The following is a 21,511-nucleotide window of genomic DNA, read 5'->3' as shown; positions in this document are numbered from 1 at the left end:
CCTGTTCGGGAGAGGTTCATAGCGACCCTCTATAAAAAACTATGGATGACGGAATTTACGCCATGTGCATTCGATATGGCCGTTTTCCCGGCGCCTATGGACCTCCCTGACAAAATATACGGGAGGTTTTTTTAATTGGCTGGAAGAGATGAAGCAACATTGACCGACTTAACTTTGCTCGGCAATCAAAACACGAAATACGTGTACGAGTACAACCCCGATGTTTTAGAGGCTGTCGACAATATGCATGTGGATCGCGATTACTTTGTTAAATTCAACTGTCCGGAGTTTACATCACTTTGTCCGATGACAGGGCAACCCGATTTCGCGACGATGTATATCAGTTTTGTGCCGGATAAAAAACTTGTGGAGAGTAAAGCACTCAAATTATATCTATTCAGTTTCCGAAATCATGGCGACTTTCATGAAGACTGCGTCAATATTATTATGAATGACATAATCAAACTAATTGAACCGCGTTATATCGAAGTATGGGGGAAATTTACGCCGCGTGGCGGCTTGTCAATCGATCCTTATTGCAACTATGGCAAACCCGAAACAAAATATGAACAAATGGCGGAACACCGGATGATGAATCACGATATGTATCCGGAAAAAGTTGATAATAGATAATTTGATAAACAAAAAAATACCCGGACTGTTCATTGTCCGGGTATTTTTTATGCGTTTTGCATTTGAAAAGTCTTGATTTCTTCCATGAATGCTTCCCCGTATCTTTCCAATTTCGCAAGACCAACACCATTTACTTCGAGGAAATCATCGTTAGTCACAGGCATTCTGGCCGCCATATCACGCAACGTTTTATCTGAAAAGACGACGAACGGCGGTACACCCGCTTCTTGAGCCAGTTTCATACGTAGTGCACGAAGCTGGTCGAATAGTGGATCATCATTCGCAACTTGCATTGTAATAACAGTCACTTTTCGATTGACAGTCACTTTGCCTGTCAGCACATCTTTCCCATGTTCACTGACGTAAATGGTTGGAAACTGCCCATTCTCCACGCCAAGATAACTTTCTGAAATGATGAACTCGATGAAATCAGATATATCCTTTGCGCTACGCCCTTTCATTAAACCGTATGTCGTTAATTTATCGAAACCGAATTCAATCACCTTCTTGTTCCGAGATCCTGTTAATACTTGTGCAATCATCGCCTTGCCAAACCGTTGTCCCATTCGAATGACACATGACAATACTTTTTGAACGTCTTCAGTCACATCCGTACTTTCACGTGTGTCGGTACAATTTGCACAGCGACCGCAGTCCTTCACATCTGTCTCTCCGAAATACAAAATAATGAATTTCTGAAGGCATGTTTCTGTATGGCAATAGTCAATCATTGACTGCAATTTTTCAAGCTCTGCCGGAATTCTGCTTGGGTCTTGTGATTGATCAATCAAGAAACGCTGGGTTTGTACATCCTGTGATGAAAATAGCACAGTACAAGCACTGTCAAGCCCATCACGTCCTGCACGCCCTGCCTCCTGATAATAGCTCTCCATATTTTTCGGCATCTGGTAATGAATAACATAGCGGATATTGGATTTATCAATTCCCATGCCGAATGCATTTGTCGCAACCATGACTGACGCCTCATCATTCAAAAAACGGTCTTGTCCAGACTGACGTTCAATATCTCCAAGTCCAGCATGATATTTCGCAACAGACACTCCACTTTTTTGAAGAATGTCGTGCACATGATCAACCGCTTTTCGTGTAGCAGCGTAGATAATGCCCGCTTCTCCTTCATTTTTACGGACGTATTCTTTTACAAATTTTTCACGGTCTTGCCCTTTGACGACCGAAAAAGTGAGGTTTGCCCGCTCAAATCCTGTCATAACCGTATTATTTTCACTAATTCCAAGCTGACGGCAAATATCTTCCCGGACAGCTGGTGTGGCAGTAGCAGTTAGTGCAAGGAGAACCGGCTTTTTATCAAATAGAGAAACAATACTGCTTATATTGCGGTAACTTGGACGGAAATCGTGACCCCATTGCGAAATACAATGTGCTTCGTCAATAGCGACCATCGGAATTGTCATCCGCCGCAACTGATTTTTGAAAGACGGTGAGTCAAGACGTTCAGGTGCGACGTAAAGAAGCTGATACTCGCCCAACACGGCTCTCTCCATTGTTTCAAAGTATTCCTCTGATGAAAGTGAACTATTGATGTACGCTGCGGGAATCCCTACTTGGTGGAGTGCATCGACTTGGTCTTTCATCAGTGAAATAAGTGGTGAAATAACAAGAACGGTGCCATCCATCACGAGTGCGGGCACTTGGTAACAGACAGACTTCCCGCCCCCCGTTGGCATAACGCAAAGTGTATCCTGATAGCTCATAACGCCCCGGATAACTTGCTCCTGACCTGTCCTAAAAGAAGGATACCCAAAATATGTTGTCAATATCGATAAAGCTTTTTCGATTTGGACCATCTCCTAACTATATATCAAAGAAAAAAGCACCGGTTAATGGCGCTTAAAGTAGTATTAGTTTTCAAAAAGCATGCGTTCTTCATCCCGGCTATGTATTTCATTGACGACGATTAATGCATGAAACCTATGAAGTACAGCAGGACTCAGATTTTCGTCCTCACGCAGTTGTTCAATATCCTTTACGATAATTCGTAGCAAATCATGGTCTCGTGTCAATTGAACAACAGTTTCCTTCAGATCAGGATTCCGTTCGGCAACTTCTCCGTAAAACCCTTGTTCTTCGGCATCCGCGTGACTGATAACACGTGTCTTCCAGTATTCAATTAAATCATCAGCCGCCTGGTTCGCCAACGCAAGATCACCCTGTTGAAGAAATTCCATCATGCCCTCTGTCTTACTAACTGCCCCTGAAAGTCCGCCTTCATGAATTGCGCGGTGGGAGTGTAGTTTCTTAAGTGCTGGTCCAGCCATTTCATTCACTCTCCCGTCTTAAGCTTTACTTTAAGAATAACAGATTATGCGGCGTATTGAAATGAAAGTCCGTTCGCCATTATATGAATTTCGTTTTCATTGATGTTTTACCTTTTGCCACTTCGATTTCCATATAAGCACCATTAACGAATGTATTTCCCAGTCCGTGAATCTTTACCCCGTTGGAATTTAGACGAGAAAAAACCCCACAACCGAAAATCCGATCGCGGGATAGTACTACTTCTAATTATTGGTTATCACTTAAACATACCGTCGATATACTTTGTTCCGATCATATGAATAGACGACTTGCAAATTCTCTACATACGTTTCTAGATGTACAATCCGTCCCCATAATTGATAAATATAAGGAAGCACACTTTCTAAATACTTAAGATCCAGCTCGGTCCCCTCGTATTTATGCACCAAATACAGTTCTCCGTTGCGCAAGTAATCCCCATTTTCAACTACGATATATGGAAAACCACCGTTTACACGCATGGATACTAGTTGATTTCTTACATTTTCATAATCTTTAGTAGTAATTTGATAGTTGCCGCTCTTTTTTTCAAAGAGATATAAATCTTCCTGTTGAACTAACTCTTTGGTGACATAGTTGCGGATAAAGGATATATCCGATTCAATTTCTCTCACTTCAAAGATTTTTTCTATACCCGTGTTAGGCTGGACCCCTAACCTTCTCAATTTCTCCGTCGGATTATTGTATCTCTTTTCAATATCCTCGTAAATTTTCAATCCTAGATAATAGGGATTAATCGAGGTTTTCGAAGGCTGGATAACATTCGCATTCAATGTAGCAAATTCGATTGTTTCATCTGAGGTTAAATCCATTTCCCTCAAAATACGTTGATGCCAAAAAGATGCCCAGCCCTCATTCATAATTTTCGTTTCAAGCTGTGGCCAAAAGTAGAGCATTTCCTCTCGCATCATCGTTAATATATCACGTTGCCATTCTTCCAGTTCACGACTATACTCCAAAATAAATAGCAAAAGATCTTTTTCCTGATTTTGAGGTACTTTCTTTCCCTTTGGTGTTGTTACTTTCTTCTCTGCCGCTTTTCTATCCAAATTCCATAAATCATCATAAGGCGTTTTCCGTATAATTTCTTCTTCAACACTTTCCTCATCCAAATCATCAGCTGGCCGTTGAGGCCTTAGTATAGAAGGATCAATATGTTCCTGAATGGCTAATACAGCATCTAAAAAACGTTCTACCTCATCTTTACCATGGATCATTTCATAATTCGCAATGCGCTCAGCCGTTGCAGTCATACTCTCTACCATGTCTTTTCTTGTGTTAGAGAATCGAACATTATTTTTGAAAAAATCACAATGGGCAAGAACATGGGCAACAATAAGTTTGTTTTGAATAAGGCTGTTCGTATCCAGCAAAAACGCATAACAAGGATTTGAATTAATGACTAACTCATAGATTTGACTCAAACCAAGATCATATTGCAACTTCATTTTATGAAATTGCTTTCCAAAACTCCAATGAGTAAAACGGGTTGGCATCCCATAAGCTCCAAATGTGTAAATTATATCGGCAGGGCAAATTTCATACCGCATGGGATAATAGTCGAGACCAAATCCAGTTGCGATCTCTGTGATTTCATCAATCGCACGGTGAAGCGCTTTTATTTCCGTCAATCGAATCCCTCCAAGTTTTTATGGAAGAAGCTTTTAAGCGCAAAGTAAACATCTCGTTTTTCTTTCAATATATAATGACGGAATTTCGGGTCATCGATTTTTTTAAATGAGGACATCATTGTTGAAAAACGATTATAGGCATTTACCTCACCGTAACCAAACATATTGGAAACAGCCATAATTTCTTGAACAAGCTTTATACATTTTTCATTATCAGATGACATGTTTTCTCCATCGGAAAAGTGAAATGGATAGATATTATAGCGTACAGGATTGTATTTATTTTCAATCAATTCAAGTGCTTTTATATACGCGGATGAACAAATAGTACCCCCACTTTCCCCTTTCGAGAAAAAGTCCTCTTCAGTTACCACTTTTGCTTCTGTATGATGCGCAATAAATTCAAATTCAACTGTTTCATATTTCGTGCGCAAAAAATTAGCCATCCAAAAGAAAAAACTTCTCGCCATCATTTTTTCGAAATTACCCATTGATGCACTCGTATCCATCATGGCAAGAACTACTGCTTTAGATTCAGGTTTTTTCACATCATCCCATGTTTTAAAACGCAAATCATCATTGTGAAAGGGTGCGATTTCAGCTTTCCCTTTGATGGCATTCCTTTTAATAGCAGTTAAAATCGTGCGTTTTTTATCAATATTTCCGATAAGTCCTTTTTTTCGGATATCATTAAACTCAATTTTTTCAGCCGTGTTTTCGGCCTGCTCTTTTTGTTCCAAATCCGGTAATTCCATTTCTTTAAACAAGGCATCCTCTAATTCAGCAATCGAGACTTCTGCTTCATAATAGTCTTCCCCCGCTTGATCCCCGGCTTGTTTCCCTGTCCCTGGCCCACTTTTCCCCTGCGATCCATCTTTCGCAACCACATCACCTACTTGGCTATCTCCATTTCCTTGCCCTACATGCTTTGATTTGTCATGATTGTAACGAATTTTATATTCATCTAGCGAACGTATGGGGATTTTAATAACGTCCTTACCTTTTGACAAAATAATACTTTCCTCACTGATTAAATCAGGCAAGTTATTTTGAATAGCTTCTTTCACTTTATCTAAGTGACGTTGCTGATCTTGATGGCCCTTTCGGTGAAGAGACCAGTTTTCTTGTGAGATAGCAAAATGTTCATTGTCTTTTTCACTCATCTTCATCCACACCCATCTTTTAGCCAATGTATGCTTGTGATTTTTAGAAAAAAACAAGACCAATGCTTCATCAGTCTTGCTCCTTTATCTTCCAGCATTTATCGATTTAGTAGACTTCCAACATAGCGCAACAATTCATTTGCCGAAATTGAATTATAACCATACTCATCGATAAGTCGTGCGATGACTTCATTCACCTTTTTAAGATGCGATTCGTCTGGAGTTTTGGATGAAGTCGTAATTTTGACAACATCTTTTAAATCTGAAAACAGTTTCTTTTGAATGGCTTCTCGCAAACGCTCATGGGAATTATAGTCAAAACGCTTTCCTTTCCTTGCATAAGCGGAAAGTCGAATGAGTATTTCCTCTCGAAAAGCTTTTTTAGCATTTTCCGAAATACCAATTTGTTCTTCAATGGAACGCATCAATTTTTCGTCCGGATTCATTTCTTCTCCTGTTAAAAAATCTCGCAATTTGTTTTTATTGCAATAGGCTTCAACATTATCGAGGTAGTTATCCATCATCGATACCGCGGACTCTTCATATGAATAAACGAATGCTTTTTGGACTTCTTTCTTTGCAATTTCATCAAATTCTTTTCTTGCGATTGCAATATAGTTCATATACTTTTCACGGTCTGCTTGCGAAATGGAAGCATGCTGGTCTAGCCCATCTTTCAAAGAACGTAAGACATCTAGTGCATTAATTGAAGAAACTTCTTTTCGAATGATAGCCGATGAAATTCGGTTGATGACATAACGTGGATCAATGCCGTTCATTCCTTCATTCGGAAACTCCTTCTTCAATTCCTCTACATCCATTTGATTAAATCCTTCAACACTTTCCCCGTCGTAAAGACGCATTTTCTTTACAACATCGATTCCTTGTTTCTTAGAATCTTCCAGACGTGTCAACACTGAAAATATCGCAGCTACCTTAAATGCATGTGGAGCAATATGAACATGCGTCATATCACTTTCTTTAATCATTTTTTCGTAAATACACTCTTCTTGGCTAACTTTTAGATTATAAGGAATCGGCATTACAATAATTCTTGAGTGAAGAGCCTCATTTTTTTTATTGGCAATAAAAGATCGGTACTCTGTTTCATTGGTATGCGCAACAATTAGTTCATCTGCGCTAATCAACGCGAACCTGCCCGCCTTAAAGTTACCTTCCTGGGTCAGCGATAATAAATGCCATAGAAACTTCTCATCCAGCTTCAGCATTTCCTGAAATTCCATCATGCCTCTGTTTGCTTTATTCAATTCACCGTCAAAGCGATAAGCACGCGGATCCGATTCGGAACCAAATTCGGCAATTGTAGAAAAGTCGATACTTCCCGTTAAATCCGCAATATCCTGTGATTTTGGATCGGAAGGTGTAAATGTTCCAATACCGACACGTTTGTCTTCCGAGAAAAAGATTCGTTCTACCAGTACATTTTCAATTTCACCATCGTATTCTTGTTCAAGTCGCATAGAATTTAACGGCGACAGGCTTCCTTCAATACGAATACCATACCCCTCTAAAAAATCTTTGCGTAAATGTTGCGGGATTAAATGTAGCGGATCTTCATGCATTGGACAGCCTTTGATGGCGTAAACCGCACCCTCGTCTGTTTTGGAATAGTTCTCAAGTCCGCGTTTCAATAAAGTCACGATTGTAGATTTACCACCACTCACTGGTCCCATCAACAACAAAATCCGTTTACGAACCTCTAGTCTTTTAGCTGCGGGATGAAAGTATTCTTCCACAAGCCTTTCAATTGACTCTTCAAGTCCAAAAATCTCTTCTCCAAAAAATTGATAGAGCCTGTTACCATCTTTCTCCACTAATCCAGAGCTTTTAATCATATTATAAACACGTGAATGTGCTGTTTGTGCGACTTCTTTTCTGTCCTTCACTATGGCTAGGTACTCAGCAAACGTGCCTTCCCACTTAAGTCTGTTTTCTTCTTCTCGGAAATTTCTTACTTTGTTTAATATATCCATCAATTTCCCTCCAGTCAGGGCATGTTTTATCCATAGTATGCGAGGAGGGAAGTTATAATGACGGTCAATATGAAAAGTGCCACATCCAGAAACGGTTCAATCCGTTTCAGATGTGGCACTTTTCACTACTTATTGACGATTGATGTTTTGTTCTGTGAACTGAACATATTCGCGACGACGAGACCTGTAAAGAACGCAATGACACTCATGACAAACGGTGTTCCACTTTCAGGAATCCCGGGATAGATGACGAATAACGAACCTACAATAAGTCCGATAATCACAGCAAACATGATGTACTTAAAATGCTTCAGCAAATAACTGATTGCTTTGTTGCTGACGATGAACCCCACAATGATTCCTGCACCGATAACAGCGATAATTGATAAATTAAAGTTCGATAATGCACCAATTACCGTCGAGTAAACGCCCAAAACCAGCAAAATGAATGAACCGCTAATACCCGGCAATAACATGGCGATACTTCCCGCCCATCCAGCGAAAAAGAGTCCAATCGCATTGGAGGCAGTCAGGGATGTAATGACTGCTGTATCTTGTGGTTTAATGAATGCCAGTGAAGCGAGTGCTCCTCCAACTAATAGAATGACTATGAAATGTTGCCATGTAAAATTTCTTTTCACACCCGCTTGCTTTGTAATGAAAGGTAGTACGCCGACGACAAGACCCATAAAGAAATACTGAGTAGGCGCAGGCTGATTTTTAAGTAAGTATTCGATTACCTTACTGAACAATAGAAGTGTGATTCCGATTCCAATACCTAACGGCAATAAAAATCCGATGTGTTTTTTCCAATTACGGCTGAAAAACCCGCTAATCGATGCTAGTAATTCATCATAAATACCCAAAATGAACGCAATTCTTCCTCCGCTCACACCAGGAATAAGATCGCTAATCCCCATAAAGAATCCACGATATAAATTTCTCCACTGCATAACTATAGTTCCTCCAATATCAATTGACTGTTCTTAGTATAACACTTTGACGTGCTTATAAGTAAGAGGGTAAGTGACAATTTAAGCCTACTACATGTAAAGCAAAGCATCCTTTTTGTATAGTTAACTTTACAAAAGGAATATCATACTATACAATCAACTTAACATTCAGCAAGGAGGAATCCATTTGCTTACAAACCGCGTGAAGGAATTAAGAGCGCGTTTCAATTTGACACAAGGTGATCTCGCCGACAAGGTTGGGGTAACAAGACAGACAATCGTCTCGCTCGAAAAGGGTAGCTACACCCCTTCCCTACTATTAGCAATGAATATCGCAGAAGTGTTTGAAATGCCGATTGAGAGAATTTTTTCGAAAGAGGAGAAAAATAAATGAGTATGTACATTACAGTGTTTTTAAGGATTATGCTACTGCTATCTCTAGCGGTAATGGTTTTTGATTATTTAAGGGTGGAGCAGCTATATATTCAAATGGACCGAGGCTTTATTGATGGGTTTGAAGTCTTTATCACTCGATGGCCAGGGTTTATTTTTATAATTATTGTCATTTTATTTGTCATCATAAATACCATACAATTTATTCTCGTCCGTAAAAACAAACACTCTATTTTAAATGCATTCTTAGCCGTAGAATACGATGTTTCAGACGAACGAGCTGTTCAAATTACACATAAAGCAGTCAGTAATGCATTCGTCTTTATTTTAGTTTACTCATTTTTTATTGTTGGATCTTATATGTTCATTCCAAATTATTTTGTTGATTATATTTGGTATCCACTCTTTACAACAGTCTCCATTCCTATAGTTGGATTGCTGACGTATTTAATTTCATTTAAAGTACTGCAACATAAGTAATGAATATGTGCGGATTTCAGATGAGAAGCTTAACCTAACCTTATCTCTTAGAATTTTGACAATTATTACATTTAGTCTTCATGTATCGGGCACCTTTTATTATGATTCAACTATATATGTTGAACAAATGAATACGGCGTATGCGCTTCACAAGGGATTATGGTAGGCCACTGAAAAAGCCCTTGTAATTGGAATGAATTAGGATTCCCACTAATACCGCTTCGACGCTTTGTGGATGCCTCCCGCGATAAGCCAGAAAGACGCGCCTTCGCTGGATGTTCTATGCGAGAAAGTGCATTTCATTATTAGTGGTGAAATCTGCAACCTGGATTGCGTCTTTCTTGACTATAATTATATATGTTGAATCCGGTATATATACTGAGCGAAGGCGCCTTAACAGGGGTAGTCGAAGCCATAAGACTGGCGGCGAAGCTGCTTGGCTTATGGCGGGAGGCATCCCCTAGCGCCGTAGCGGTTCAATGGGATTCTTTATTTCAATTTATATAGTATCAACTAGTAATCACCTTACAATCTCGGCATATACATCTCAAAATCACATTTCTCCCGATAATGAACAACCTAGCGCAGGCGCGGCAAAGGGGTCGCCGAAGCCGTAAGCCTTGATGCGTAGCGCTAATCCAGGCTTACGGTGAGAGGCATCCCCGAAGCGCCGAGTGTTCTACAATCCACACCCCGAATTACAACTCTCTCATTATCGAGAAGCACAGCAGATTCAATGGGATTCTTTAATTCAACATATATACATCACACAATAGTCCAAGTCCTTATTTCATGCTTTCCTTTCGGATTGTATTAGGGCTCATTTGTTTTCAGCAGTATAAGCATAGAAAGAACAGTCCTGACGGTCGGTTTATTATGAAGGAAATGATTTTGCCTGAATTTTATTCGAATGATGAGCGGGAAGCAGTAATAACTGGAAGAGCGGTAAAAGATGCGCTTTCAGCCATACTTCTTTTCACTCCTATCGCCCTAGCGGCAATGGCTTTGGCCCTGATCTTCGAGGGAGAATTCCGGCTTATGTTGTCTTTATTGATTGCTTCTTCCATCCCGATTGCCGCTTTGATCGCTTATTACATTTCTTATCGCCACCATTATTTACGATAAAAATCTGACGAAATATTTTCTATACTTCCAACAAAAAACGCCTAAACAGATAAATCTGTTTAGGCGTTTTTCATTTAAATAGCTTGCATTTCATTTTTACGACGTTCAATTGCTTCGAGACGCTCGTCATATTGTTCTACTGTCAAGTTATGCTCAACGAAGTAACGGTTCCGCGGGTGTGTACGACATTCGTCCGTACAACTGCGCATATACAAGTGCTCATTTTCTTCAGAACAAATGATTTTTGCGTTACATATCGGATTTGCACAGTTCACGTAGCGTTCACACGGCGTATCATCAAAATGATCACGGCCGACGATTACATGCTCCACTTGATTGATTGGAACCGCAATTCGCTCGTCAAATACGTAACATTGTCCGTCCCAAAGCTGACCTTTGGCAACAGGATCTTTTCCGTACGTGACGATTCCTCCGTGCAATTGACCAACATCTTCAAAACCTTCACGTACAAGCCAACCGGAGAATTTTTCACAACGTATTCCACCAGTGCAATACGTCAGGATTTTCTTCCCTTCGAACTGTTCTTTGTTGTCGCGAATCCACTCAGGCAGGTCGCGGAAGTTTTCAATTTCTGGACGAACTGCTCCACGGAAATGTCCAAGATCGAATTCGTAATCATTACGTGCATCAATGACAACTGTATCTTCATCTTGCATTTGCTTGAAGAACTCTTCAGGGCTTAAGTAATTACCCGTTAATTCATTTGGGTTAATATCATCAGGTAAGCTCAAGTTAACGATTTCTTCACGAGCGCGCACATGCATTTTTTTGAATGTATGTCCATCTGCTTCGTCGATTTTGTAAACGATATCTTTGAAACGATCATCGCTTTTCATCATGTCCATGTACGCTTCCGTCTGTTCAACGGTTCCCGAACATGTACCGTTAATTCCTTCAGTACCTAAAATAATACGACCTTTTAAACCTATTTCATTACATGCCGCCAAATGTTCAACAGCTAACGTTTCAGGATCTTCAATCGTTACATATTTGTAATAGAGAAGAACCTGGTATGCGTTTTTTTCCATTTTTTCCAACCACCTTGTTTTTATAATTGCATGTTATAGCAACAACCGGCTCGGATTATTCACAAATAATTGTAAATATACAAAAGCAAACCCGTATTTGCAAGATCCGGGACGCTGATATTATATCACAAATTGACAAAAGCGCAAGCGCCTGTTCAGAGGCGACAGGCATAAGACGAGCTGGCGAAGCCGATTTTTTACCGCACAGCAGGACCGACTTATGACCCGAGCCTCTAGGCGCTGAAGTCTGCACGTAGCAAGCTTCTTTAGCTACGTTGGTCAAGAATTATTCCGAGTCAATATATACCCAAATCACCCTTCTATTAAGTAAGGTTAATTAGTTTTCCCGAATTTTATGTCAATACTTGGTACATTTCTTTTTTTCATGTATACTATAAAAGTATGTTTAATGATAGATTTCGACATATATATAACTTTTTGAAACTATTAACGAGACTCACCCGTCTAACTTTTTATAAACAGTAAAGGAGCCTACAACATGAAAAATATGCACCGAAAACGTCGTTCATCCTGGATTGACATTACATTTTCAATAGCTATCATCGCATTAACTGTATCGGCCATCTATTTAATTTCACAAACTACTAAGAACGAGGCTTCTTCGCTTCCTGAAAAGAACAAGGCTTCAACTTCGGTCGTAATCGATACGATTGACTCCCATTATCCAGGTATTAAAATTATTACGGAAACTTCTAATGATACATATATTCCATTTGCCATTCAATATCCGCAAAGTTTACATAGTCCATTCAATGAAGCTATTTCCAAATACATAACAACAGCTAAACAAAACTATTTAACTACAATGGCAGAAAACAAAAAAAACGGTAGTAAATTCACAGGTGAACTCAACATTTCTTTTGAAACCCTTTCCCATTATTCAGGAAACTATTCGTTTGTTCTTGTTAACAGTAGTTCAACCGGCGGGGCAAACGGTACAACCGATATTCGATCATTCCATTTGAATCCTGAAACAGGAGAAACGTTTACAATTGCGGACCTCTTTGGACGTGATCCAAAAAATCTCGAACAACTTTCTACTTTAGCACGCGAAGCAATATACAACGATCCTTTACTTGCAGATCACGTTTTCCCGGAAGAAGTGCATCTCCAGACTGAACCAATCTGGGCAAACTTCGATAATTTCGCAATTACGGATGAATCTCTTATTCTTTATTTCGATGAATACGAACTAGCAGCGGGAGCAGCCGGTCCACCGATTATCGTAATTCCAGTGAGTGATATAAACAGCTTACTTTCCGAAAAGTTCCAATTAGTAGTTGAAGATACTGATGAGAATACGATTACCAAAGATCCGGTGAAGGAGGAAAATCCAGCTACGCCTCCTAACGATACAGAATCCTCTACAAATCAAGGCAACAACGATAGTGATACTTCTGAAGATGAAACGGAAGGATCCACTGAAGAAGTCGATGATGGCATTAAACAAATTGCCCTTACATTCGATGATGGGCCCGATCCTAAAGTGACCATTCAAATTCTTGAGACGTTAAATAAATACGATGCAAAAGCAACATTTTTCATGCTTGGTAGTCGGGTTGAATACTATCCGGAGATCGCAAAAAAAGTACAAGAAGCAGGTCACGAGCTTGGGAATCATACCTGGAACCACCCTGATTTAACAAAGGCAAACGTCGAAAAGGTTCGCAGTGAAATCAACGAGACGTCTTCCATTATTGAAAATGTCACCGGTCAGAAAGTAACTGCATTCAGGCCCCCTTATGGTGCAGTTAACAAAACTGTTCGTAGCCAAACAAACTTACCTGTTGTTCTATGGGATGTAGATACGCTTGACTGGAAACACCGTGATCCAGACAAACTTCTTGCACATGTAAAAGGTGCGACAAAAGATGGCAGCATTATTCTTATGCACGATATTCACCAATCGACAGCGGATGGTCTCGATGCAGTTCTAGCTTACTTGCAAAGTGAAGGCTATACATTCGTCAAAGTTTCAGAGTTACAATAAGTAGTCACTTTACTCCCCCTGGACTGGATGTTCAGGGGTTTTTAGTTTAACTTGAGTCAGTAGAAGACTCTGCTGATTCAAGTTAAGCCTCCAACGGATGTCACAAATTTTGAAAGGTGTTAATTGCGCAAGCGCAACTACGCCAAGGCGTAATTGATTAATGTAAACCAACACTTGCTCTATACATAATAGAACACATTTGTTATAATAGAATTAGAACAGTTAGGAGGTAATCAAATGTTCATCCAAATCGAACCGGAATCGGATATACCAATTTACGCACAATTAGCCTCCCAACTAATCGAAGCAATTGCTCGCGGAATACTGGTAGGCGGGGATGCGCTACCATCCGTTCGATCATTAGCAGCAGACCTTGGCATGAATATGCATACCGTCAATAAGGCTTACCATGAACTTGAAAGAAAAGAAATCATTCGGATTGTTCCAAAGTCAGGAGCTATCGTCAATCCTCTTTCACAAGATGACATTCGTGGGGATCATCTTGAAAGAATTTCCACAGAAATAAAACCAATCATCGCAGAAGCAATCGTGCTCGGGATGAAACCTGAAGCTATTAATAAATTAATTTCATCTATCATTTTATCTATTAAGGAGGAGTAAAGGAATGGAACTTACACTATTTTTAGTCATAATCGGTTTTCTCTTTGTACTGCTATCCGCCACCCCATTTTTATTGAGACGGACAATTGCGTTCGGCGTAACGATTCCAGAAGGACATACAGACGACCCTACAATTGCTTCTTTCAAGAAAATATATGCCGCAACTATTTTCATTACCGGTCTCATTTCACTGATTGCTTATTTTACCTTGGCCAACACTAGTAGCCTAACGGAAGACAAAATTATCTTAACCGGATTAGCGATTCAGTTCGGTATCATCTTTTTGAGTATGGGGCTCTATTTTTACTTTCATGCAAAAACAACACGTCTTAAACAACTCAATGAATGGGGCTTACATTTGAAACAGGTCCGAATCGCTGATTTAGCTATCCGAACAAAAGACGAAATGCTTCCTTCATTTCTTTATGCTTTACCAATGATTATAACTATTGGCCTAATTGCCTATACTGCAACCCAATACAGTAGTATGCCTAGTATGATTCCAACACATTGGGGACCAAGTGGCCAAGCAGATGCCTTTAGCCCGAAAACACCTTTCTCCGTAATTGCCCTTCTACTCATTCTGTTGGTTATGCAAGGGATGATGCTTGGGATTAATGCATTCACAAAAAAATCCGGCATTAAATTGAATGCCGCAAAACGAAAAACATCTCAAATTCAACAATTATCGTTCCGTAAATACACGAGTTGGTTATTATTTATGATAAGCGTACTCATGACTGTTCTTTTGGGATTCCTACAGCTTACGACAATCCATGAAGGACTTGGTAGTGCAGTACTTATGCTTGCATTACCGTTGGGTTTCTCACTAATCGTCCTTATAACGACAGCTATCTATGCTTTCAAAGTCGGTCAGAGTGGCTCACGGATCAATGTTGACATTGAAGATGATTCTATTGCCGGTATTACTGACGTCGATGACGATAAGTATTGGAAAGCTGGGATCTTTTATGTGAATAAAGACGATTCCTCCATTTTTGTTGAGAAAAGATTCGGTGTCGGTTGGACCATCAACTTCGCCAACCCGATTGGATACATCATCCTATTTGGTCCATTGCTACTCATCCTGGCTATCACTTTCTTTTTATAGTATTAAAAGCAGTATGTTTCAGAGATTAACGTATACACTACAGCTGTATAAGCTGAACTAAAACCCATTATGAGCTACAAACCATGCAGAGTATTATTTTAAAACCCACCTTGGCCAAGGTGGGTTTTCTGTTGCTCATTCTACTAAAGCCCTCATTAGTGAAAAACCACTTAACAGCGAGCGCATCCACTTGAAATGATTGACCAAAATGGCGCACCACTAACTTATTTTTCCTGTTGATATTCATTTTTCCCATTTAAAATAAGTGTAAAGTAATTGAACAGGTAAAGTAATTAATAACGCCATAATCAAATTTTTTTCTCTAGTTCAGGTATTGCTGAAATTAGCAGTACTATGATTACGATAATACAAATCGGAATATGCCATAAAGCTCCATATATGTTGAACAAATGAATACGGCGTATGCGCTTTACAAGGGCTTTTGGGAGGCCGACGAAAAGTCCTGATAATTGGAACGAATTGGAGTTCCCGCTAATACCGCTTCAACGCTTTGTGGATGCCTCCCGCGATAAGCCAGAAAGGAGGCCGCTTTCAGTCTTATCGCTCCGGCTACCACGAAGTCGCGTCTTCGCTGGATTGTCTATGTGAGAAAGCGTATTTCATTAGCTGTGATGAAGTCTGCAACCCAGATTGCGGATTTCTTGACTATAATTAGTATGAAATAGTAATCACATTAAAGTCTCGCCATATACATCTCAAAATCACATTTCTCTCGATAATGAACACCCTAGCGCAGGCGCGGCAAAGGGGTCGCCGAAGCTGTAAGACTGGATGCGAAGCGCTAATCCAGGCTTACTGCGTAAGGCATCCCCAAAGCGCTAAGCGTTCTACAATCCACACCCCGAATTAATACTCTCTCCTTATTGATCGCCATAGTAAATTTAGTGGGATTCTTTAATTCAACACATATGATAAATTTTTTCTATAATTTAACTTCCAGTAAATAAAACCACTATCACGACCATTTTTCACAGTTAGCACCCCCTCTTTATGTACTACTACTATTACGTTCTATATCGCAGGGAAGCTTCAAGTAAATCACTACTGATATAAATACCTTCCCGAATTCCACGCAAAAAAAAACCGCGCAAGGCGGTTTTTCAATTTACCATAAACTATATTTAACTAAAGATACTTGTACTATGAAGTGGTTGCAATCTTGCTTTTGGATCGACATAAGCTTTCGCATGATTCACCGCAATCGGCGCTTCGCCAAGTCCGACAGCAATTAGCTTCACCTTTCCTTCATAATTTGTAACATCTCCAGCTGCATAGATACCTTCGATGTTTGTCTCCATACGCGTGTTAACCATAATCGAGTTACGATCCATTTCTAGACCCCAATCTTTCAAGGGCCCAAGAGAAGATATATTACCGTAGTTAACAATTAAATGATCGACGTCAAGACGTTCCTCAGTTCCGTCTTTTTCTGCTAAGACGATGCTACTAACCTTGCCATCTTCCCCTTCAATCACTTTCACAGCACGGGAAGTTTTCACATCAACTTTCGATTCCATCAGTTGATTAACGCTCGTCTCATGTGCTGTAAAGCGTTCACGACGGTGAACCAGTGTCACAGTTGAAGCGATATCCTCCAACATAAGTGACCAGTCAACCGCGGAGTCCCCACCGCCACAAACGAGTACATTTTTATCTTTAAAAATCGTTAGATCCTTAATGCTGTAATGAAGTGTATTTCCTTCAAAAAGTACTTCTTCAGGAAGACCAATCTTACGTGGTTGGAATGCACCGATTCCAGCTGTCAAAAGAATGGTACGTGTCAAATGAACGCCTTTATCTGTTTTAAGAATGAAATGATCTCCATCACGCGTTGCTGACATAGCCGTTTCACCGAGAAGGATTTCTGGTTTCGAATAATGAGCTTGCGTCACTAGATTCGCTACGAAATCTTTCGCAAGAATTTTTGGGAATCCGCCCACATCATATATATCTTTATCAGGATACAGTTCGATCAACTGACCGCCAAGTTGTGGCAAGCTATCGATGATTTTTACCGACATTTCACGCATTCCAGCATAGAAAGAAGCGAAGAGTCCTGTCGGTCCTCCCCCGATAATTGTAATATCAACGATTTCGTTATTCATAGTTAAACACTCCAATTAGATTAGTCTCGGATAAAAGTTTTCTTCTTCTCTATCCACTCTACACATTATCTAACAAAATACAATAAAATACACATAATCTGATTTTCGAATTAAAGGTACGCAATAAAAGGCCTGTACACATCAAATGTGTACAGGCCTTTTATTTCTTCCTATTCGCGATGCGCTCTGCAATATGCAAGAACAGTTTCTTTCTCGTCATCTTCCAATTCGAAATCAAGAACTTTCTCACTTGAACGCTCAAAGAAGTGATATGAAGCAATTCGACCTTCATCCTCGTCAATTGCAAAGATTACTCGAAGGCCCGTTCCACCTTCAGAATAAAGCTCGTCTTCTTCATCAAGATTAATGTACAATCGGTATTCATAACGCTCTCCAGCAATGATCCCAGTAGGATCGTTAATTTTTTTGATGATATACTCAGTAATTTCCATAGTAGTACCAACCTCTCACTTACAATTTTAGATTCCCCGGCTACAAAGCCACTACACTCCATAATACATCATTCAACACCAAAAGGGTTAACTTTGGCACATACCTTATTTTTTAATGAATTTAATCATTTCGTTTATCAAGAGAGGCAGCAGACTTAAAGCGGCAATAACTAGCCATTCCATAGGCCCTAGTGAATGCACACTAAAGACTTTTGCGATTGGACCAACTGACACGATAACCACTTGCAAAATGATTCCAAGCAAAATTGAGTAAATCAAGAATTTGTTTTTGAAAATCCCTGCTGTAAATACAGACTTATCCATCGACCTGAAGTTAAGGGAGTGAACAAGTTGGGAAAAACTTAGTGCGATGAAAGCCATTGTCTGTCCGTGAACTAGTGCGCTTTCTGGAATTCCCGATGAAAACAGGGCTAGGAAACTACCTTCATGCTCACCTGACATGTATACTCCAACCATGAAAGCGACGAGCGTAATCGCCCCAATCAAAATTCCGTTTAAAATCAAAAATGGAATAGATCCTCTGAATATGCTCTCATGCCGGTGTCGTGGTTTTTCTTTCATTACTCCAGGCTCTTCAGGATCCACACCGAGTGATAGTGCTGGAAATGTATCTGTCACAAGATTTATCCACAGTATATGAATCGGACGCAATAGTAGCGGCCATCCTAGTAAAATCGCGGCAAAAAGCGCGATGATTTCACCTAGATTACATGACAATAGAAATATGACGGACTTCTTAATATTGCGGTAAATCACACGTCCCTCTTCGACAGCTTTCACGATTGACGAAAAATTATCATCTGTCAAAATCATGTCTGCTGCACCTTTTGCAACATCAGTTCCCGTAATCCCCATTGCCACGCCAATATCTGCCGCTTTTAATGATGGTGCATCGTTGACGCCATCCCCTGTCATCGACACTGTATGACCTTTCACTTTAAGTGCTTGTACAATCTTCACTTTATGTTCTGGCGAAACACGTGCATAGACATTAATCTCTCCGGTTTTTTCTACCAATTGATCCCCCGTTATCGAATCAATTGTTTTCCCTTCAATTACTTCTGATTTCCGAGTCGCAATTCCTAGTTCTTTCGCTATTGCAAATGCCGTGTCCTGATGATCACCAGTAATCATCACTGTTCGAATCCCAGCTTCTTTCGTCACTTTAATTGCGTCTTTCACTTCTTCACGCGGCGGGTCAATCATTCCGATAAGGCCAAGGAATGTCAATCCTTCTTCAGCTTGGTCTAGTTCCATGGCTTTGGCTTCTTCTACAATCTTATAAGCGGAGCCTAATACACGTAACGCTTTAGAAGACATCGTCATGGCCGCTTCCAGAATTGATTGCCGGTCGGCTTCATCAAGTATCCTTGACCCATCAGCTACTTCAATATGTGTACACTTCTGTAGGATGCCGTCAATAGCACCTTTTGTATGTGAATAAATTGCATCTGCAGATCGATGTACCGTAGTCATTCGTTTCCGATTTGAATCGAATGGTAACTCCGTGATTCTAGGATAGTTATTATCCAACAGTTCTTTTTCCAGTCCGGATTCTGTCGCCGCTACGACAAGCGCAATCTCTGTTGGATCTCCTGTTTCTCCTGTTTTAGAATACGTCGCATCATTACACAATGCGATATTCTCAAACAACAATTTTTGTACCGGGTTTTTCAGATTAGCTTTACTTAACTCATTTAAAGTCCCATCTGCAAAAAACGTTGTAACCGTCATCCTATTTTGAGTCAACGTCCCGGTTTTATCAGAGCAGATAACATCCACAGAGCCTAGCGCTTCCACAGCAGGGAGTTTTCGGATGATAACGTTTTGCTTAATCATCCTTTGAACGCCGATTGCAAGGACGATTGAAACGATCGCAGGCATCCCCTCAGGTATTGCTGCAACTGCAAGACTGACCGCTAACATAAACATTTCCAAATAGCCACGCCCTTGAAGTATGCCAATCGTAAATATGATGACACAGATGGCAACAGCAGCAATGCCAAGATATTTACCTAATTGGGCAAGGCTTTTCTGAAGAGGCGTCTCGTCGTCCACTTCCTGGTCAAGCATGGTAGCCACTTTCCCTATTTCAGTCTTCATGCCTGTTGCAATAGCAATTCCAGTTGCACGCCCATATGTAGTCAATGTCGACATAAAGGCCATGTCTTTTCGATCTCCGATTGGCATTGAGGGATCTCCACTAAAATGTGCATCCTTTTCAACAGGCACAGATTCACCTGTCAGTGCCGCCTCTTCAATTTTCAAATTTACTGATTCAATTAGTCTGATATCACACGGAACATACCTGCCTGCATCAAGGAGAATGATATCACCTGGAACGACTTCTTCCGACGGTATCTCTTGCTTGACACCATCCCTCCTTACAAGTGCTTTAGGTACTGCCATATTTTTCAACGCTTGAAGCGCTTCCTCCGCTTTCGATTCCTGAACGACCCCCACAACTGCATTGATGATAACGACCAATCCAATAATAATTGAGTCTGCCACTTCCCCAAGTATTCCGGAAATAACAGCAGCAACGATTAATACATAAATTAACACATTATTGATTTGTGCAAAAATCCGTTGTATCAGCGTACGGCTTTTACTACCCGTAAGTTTATTCGCCCCGTATTCATCCAGCCTTTTATTCACTTCCTCTTCACTTAATCCAAATTCCACATCCGTATCCATCAATTGTTCAGTTCCATTTTGCATTTTATTGTTCCCTCCATATACCTCTTAAATATCCAAACTATCACATGTGTTGATTTACCAAAAGCAACCAGTAAATGACTGAATCCAACACTAGGCACTTCTTGTACAATTACTTTTGGATTGCTTGGATTGAACGACCTCTATACGATTAACGAGGTGTCTTGATGTGAAGAAATCGCATGGTGCTTATTCATCCGTCGCTATCCAAATACATTCGTACACAAAGTACTAAAGATTTTCGGGACGAAAGAATAGCGGGCTTCTTATCTGGAAAATAGTCGCCAAAGATACAATTTTGGCGACTGAAGCCTTCTCCATAGTCTTGTCTTTTTTAGTTAAGAAAGAGTCACTTTCTTATAGTCCATTTCATGATAAGATGCATACTCTTTACTAAAAGTAAGCAAGGAACACATTGTAGAAAGTACTAGAGTGCCCGAAATTGTATCTTCGGGCACTTACAACCTTTATAAAGAGTCATCTATTCTTTTTTTCTAAAGTAGCTGTATTTTTCACTTGAACGTTGTAGGAACGCGACAGGCAACTATTCGTAACAGGATTACTTAGGAGGAATGAACTACAATTCCTCCCCAAAGGGTGTGGCTAGGAATGACGAAGTCATTTCTAGCCACACTTGCCCCTAAGTAAAGTTGTCATGAATAGCTCGCCGAAAGCGGACCGGAAATGATCCAG

The 21,511-nt window shown here is 40.1% G+C and carries 17 protein-coding genes and 1 riboswitch; of the genes, 7 read left to right on the top strand and 10 right to left on the bottom strand.

The features are described from left to right. Window positions 1-5 precede the first annotated feature (5 nt). Window positions 6-49, top strand: a riboswitch (PreQ1 riboswitch). Window positions 50-135: 86 nt separating this feature from the next. Continuing rightward, the gene (gene queF, locus ACP8HG_RS02745) at window positions 136-633 is read left to right on the top strand and encodes a preQ(1) synthase (protein WP_340741825.1); all 498 of its coding nucleotides are present in this window, start codon (window positions 136-138) and stop codon (window positions 631-633) included. A gap of 47 nt (window positions 634-680) precedes the next feature. On the opposite strand, the gene recQ is transcribed toward queF, so the two are convergent. The 6 genes from recQ to ACP8HG_RS02715 form a co-directional block, all read right to left on the bottom strand. Further along, complete coding sequence (gene recQ / locus ACP8HG_RS02740; protein ID WP_438298140.1) at window positions 681-2,459, bottom strand: DNA helicase RecQ; 1,779 nt, start codon at window positions 2,457-2,459, stop codon at window positions 681-683. A 54-nt stretch (window positions 2,460-2,513) separates the two neighbouring features. Then, the gene (locus ACP8HG_RS02735; protein ID WP_340741824.1) at window positions 2,514-2,930 is read right to left on the bottom strand and encodes a hemerythrin domain-containing protein; all 417 of its coding nucleotides are present in this window, start codon (window positions 2,928-2,930) and stop codon (window positions 2,514-2,516) included. 261 nt (window positions 2,931-3,191) lie between these two features. Beyond that, window positions 3,192-4,601 carry a SpoVR family protein gene (locus ACP8HG_RS02730; RefSeq protein WP_438298139.1) on the bottom strand — a complete coding sequence of 470 codons (1,410 nt, stop codon included), beginning with the start codon at window positions 4,599-4,601 and terminating at the stop codon, window positions 3,192-3,194. Further along, a complete protein-coding gene (gene yhbH / locus ACP8HG_RS02725; protein WP_340741823.1) occupies window positions 4,598-5,764 on the bottom strand; it encodes a sporulation protein YhbH in 1,167 nt (388 codons plus the stop codon). The genes ACP8HG_RS02730 and yhbH overlap by 4 nt, the downstream gene beginning before the upstream one ends. A 98-nt stretch (window positions 5,765-5,862) precedes the next feature. Next, entirely contained in the window at window positions 5,863-7,758 is a 1,896-nt protein-coding gene (locus tag ACP8HG_RS02720) for a PrkA family serine protein kinase (RefSeq protein WP_067207760.1), read from the bottom strand. Between the two features lie 125 nt (window positions 7,759-7,883). Continuing rightward, window positions 7,884-8,711 (bottom strand): DUF368 domain-containing protein, encoded by an 828-nt coding sequence (locus ACP8HG_RS02715; RefSeq protein ID WP_438298138.1) that lies wholly within the window; start codon window positions 8,709-8,711, stop codon window positions 7,884-7,886. Window positions 8,712-8,898: 187 nt separating this feature from the next. Here ACP8HG_RS02715 and ACP8HG_RS02710 point away from each other — a divergent pair, with 187 nt between their 5' ends. The 3 genes from ACP8HG_RS02710 (at window position 8,899) to ACP8HG_RS02700 (ending at window position 10,709) form a co-directional block, all read left to right on the top strand. After that, window positions 8,899-9,105, top strand: a complete 207-nt coding sequence (locus tag ACP8HG_RS02710; RefSeq protein WP_370569981.1) for a helix-turn-helix transcriptional regulator — start codon at window positions 8,899-8,901, stop codon at window positions 9,103-9,105. After that, entirely contained in the window at window positions 9,102-9,584 is a 483-nt protein-coding gene (locus ACP8HG_RS02705; protein WP_338652880.1) for a hypothetical protein, read from the top strand. Before ACP8HG_RS02710 ends, ACP8HG_RS02705 begins: the two co-directional genes overlap by 4 nt. An 876-nt stretch (window positions 9,585-10,460) precedes the next feature. Next, complete coding sequence (locus ACP8HG_RS02700) at window positions 10,461-10,709, top strand: hypothetical protein (RefSeq protein WP_438298137.1); 249 nt, start codon at window positions 10,461-10,463, stop codon at window positions 10,707-10,709. Window positions 10,710-10,783: 74 nt separating this feature from the next. Here the strand turns inward: ACP8HG_RS02700 and trhO are convergent, their stop codons facing one another. Next, window positions 10,784-11,758 (bottom strand): oxygen-dependent tRNA uridine(34) hydroxylase TrhO, encoded by a 975-nt coding sequence (trhO, locus tag ACP8HG_RS02695; protein WP_067207745.1) that lies wholly within the window; start codon window positions 11,756-11,758, stop codon window positions 10,784-10,786. A gap of 499 nt (window positions 11,759-12,257) precedes the next feature. On the opposite strand from trhO, the gene ACP8HG_RS02690 reads away from it, so the two are divergent. The 3 genes from ACP8HG_RS02690 (at window position 12,258) to ACP8HG_RS02680 (ending at window position 15,501) form a co-directional block, all read left to right on the top strand. Beyond that, window positions 12,258-13,769, top strand: coding sequence for a polysaccharide deacetylase family protein (locus tag ACP8HG_RS02690; protein WP_438298136.1), 1,512 nt, complete (start codon window positions 12,258-12,260; stop codon window positions 13,767-13,769). 237 nt (window positions 13,770-14,006) lie between these two features. Beyond that, a complete protein-coding gene (locus tag ACP8HG_RS02685; protein WP_067207742.1) occupies window positions 14,007-14,390 on the top strand; it encodes a GntR family transcriptional regulator in 384 nt (127 codons plus the stop codon). A gap of 4 nt (window positions 14,391-14,394) precedes the next feature. After that, the gene (locus ACP8HG_RS02680) at window positions 14,395-15,501 is read left to right on the top strand and encodes a DUF1648 domain-containing protein (RefSeq protein ID WP_338652887.1); all 1,107 of its coding nucleotides are present in this window, start codon (window positions 14,395-14,397) and stop codon (window positions 15,499-15,501) included. A gap of 1,142 nt (window positions 15,502-16,643) precedes the next feature. Here ACP8HG_RS02680 and ACP8HG_RS02675 read toward each other — a convergent pair. From ACP8HG_RS02675 to ACP8HG_RS02665, 3 genes are all read right to left on the bottom strand, one after another. Then, window positions 16,644-17,627 (bottom strand): NAD(P)/FAD-dependent oxidoreductase, encoded by a 984-nt coding sequence (locus tag ACP8HG_RS02675; protein WP_338652888.1) that lies wholly within the window; start codon window positions 17,625-17,627, stop codon window positions 16,644-16,646. Between the two features lie 170 nt (window positions 17,628-17,797). Further along, a complete protein-coding gene (locus tag ACP8HG_RS02670; protein WP_067207728.1) occupies window positions 17,798-18,079 on the bottom strand; it encodes a DUF6509 family protein in 282 nt (93 codons plus the stop codon). 105 nt (window positions 18,080-18,184) lie between these two features. Further along, window positions 18,185-20,821 (bottom strand): cation-translocating P-type ATPase, encoded by a 2,637-nt coding sequence (locus ACP8HG_RS02665; protein WP_438298135.1) that lies wholly within the window; start codon window positions 20,819-20,821, stop codon window positions 18,185-18,187. Window positions 20,822-21,511 lie beyond the last annotated feature (690 nt).

Source organism: Sporosarcina sp. FA15 (assembly GCF_051550195.1).
Classification (GTDB): Bacteria; Bacillota; Bacilli; order Bacillales_A; family Planococcaceae; genus Sporosarcina; species Sporosarcina psychrophila.
The sequence above is the reverse complement of the archived record's forward strand: the minus strand, read 5'-3'. Positions and strand labels throughout refer to the sequence as shown.

Excerpts from the sequence above, each read along its gene's own strand:
- recQ (WP_438298140.1), bottom strand. The coding sequence starts at position 2,459 with ATGGTCCAAATCGAAAAAGCTTTATCGATATTGACAACATATTTTGGG.
- ACP8HG_RS02735 (WP_340741824.1), bottom strand. The coding sequence starts at position 2,930 with ATGGCTGGACCAGCACTTAAGAAACTACACTCCCACCGCGCAATTCAT.
- yhbH (WP_340741823.1), bottom strand. The coding sequence starts at position 5,764 with ATGAGTGAAAAAGACAATGAACATTTTGCTATCTCACAAGAAAACTGG.
- ACP8HG_RS02720 (WP_067207760.1), bottom strand. The coding sequence starts at position 7,758 with ATGGATATATTAAACAAAGTAAGAAATTTCCGAGAAGAAGAAAACAGA.
- ACP8HG_RS02715 (WP_438298138.1), bottom strand. The coding sequence starts at position 8,711 with ATGCAGTGGAGAAATTTATATCGTGGATTCTTTATGGGGATTAGCGAT.
- ACP8HG_RS02705 (WP_338652880.1), top strand. The coding sequence starts at position 9,102 with ATGAGTATGTACATTACAGTGTTTTTAAGGATTATGCTACTGCTATCT.
- ACP8HG_RS02700 (WP_438298137.1), top strand. The coding sequence starts at position 10,461 with ATGAAGGAAATGATTTTGCCTGAATTTTATTCGAATGATGAGCGGGAA.
- trhO (WP_067207745.1), bottom strand. The coding sequence starts at position 11,758 with ATGGAAAAAAACGCATACCAGGTTCTTCTCTATTACAAATATGTAACG.
- ACP8HG_RS02690 (WP_438298136.1), top strand. The coding sequence starts at position 12,258 with ATGAAAAATATGCACCGAAAACGTCGTTCATCCTGGATTGACATTACA.
- ACP8HG_RS02685 (WP_067207742.1), top strand. The coding sequence starts at position 14,007 with ATGTTCATCCAAATCGAACCGGAATCGGATATACCAATTTACGCACAA.
- ACP8HG_RS02680 (WP_338652887.1), top strand. The coding sequence starts at position 14,395 with ATGGAACTTACACTATTTTTAGTCATAATCGGTTTTCTCTTTGTACTG.
- ACP8HG_RS02675 (WP_338652888.1), bottom strand. The coding sequence starts at position 17,627 with ATGAATAACGAAATCGTTGATATTACAATTATCGGGGGAGGACCGACA.
- ACP8HG_RS02670 (WP_067207728.1), bottom strand. The coding sequence starts at position 18,079 with ATGGAAATTACTGAGTATATCATCAAAAAAATTAACGATCCTACTGGG.
- ACP8HG_RS02665 (WP_438298135.1), bottom strand. The coding sequence starts at position 20,821 with ATGCAAAATGGAACTGAACAATTGATGGATACGGATGTGGAATTTGGA.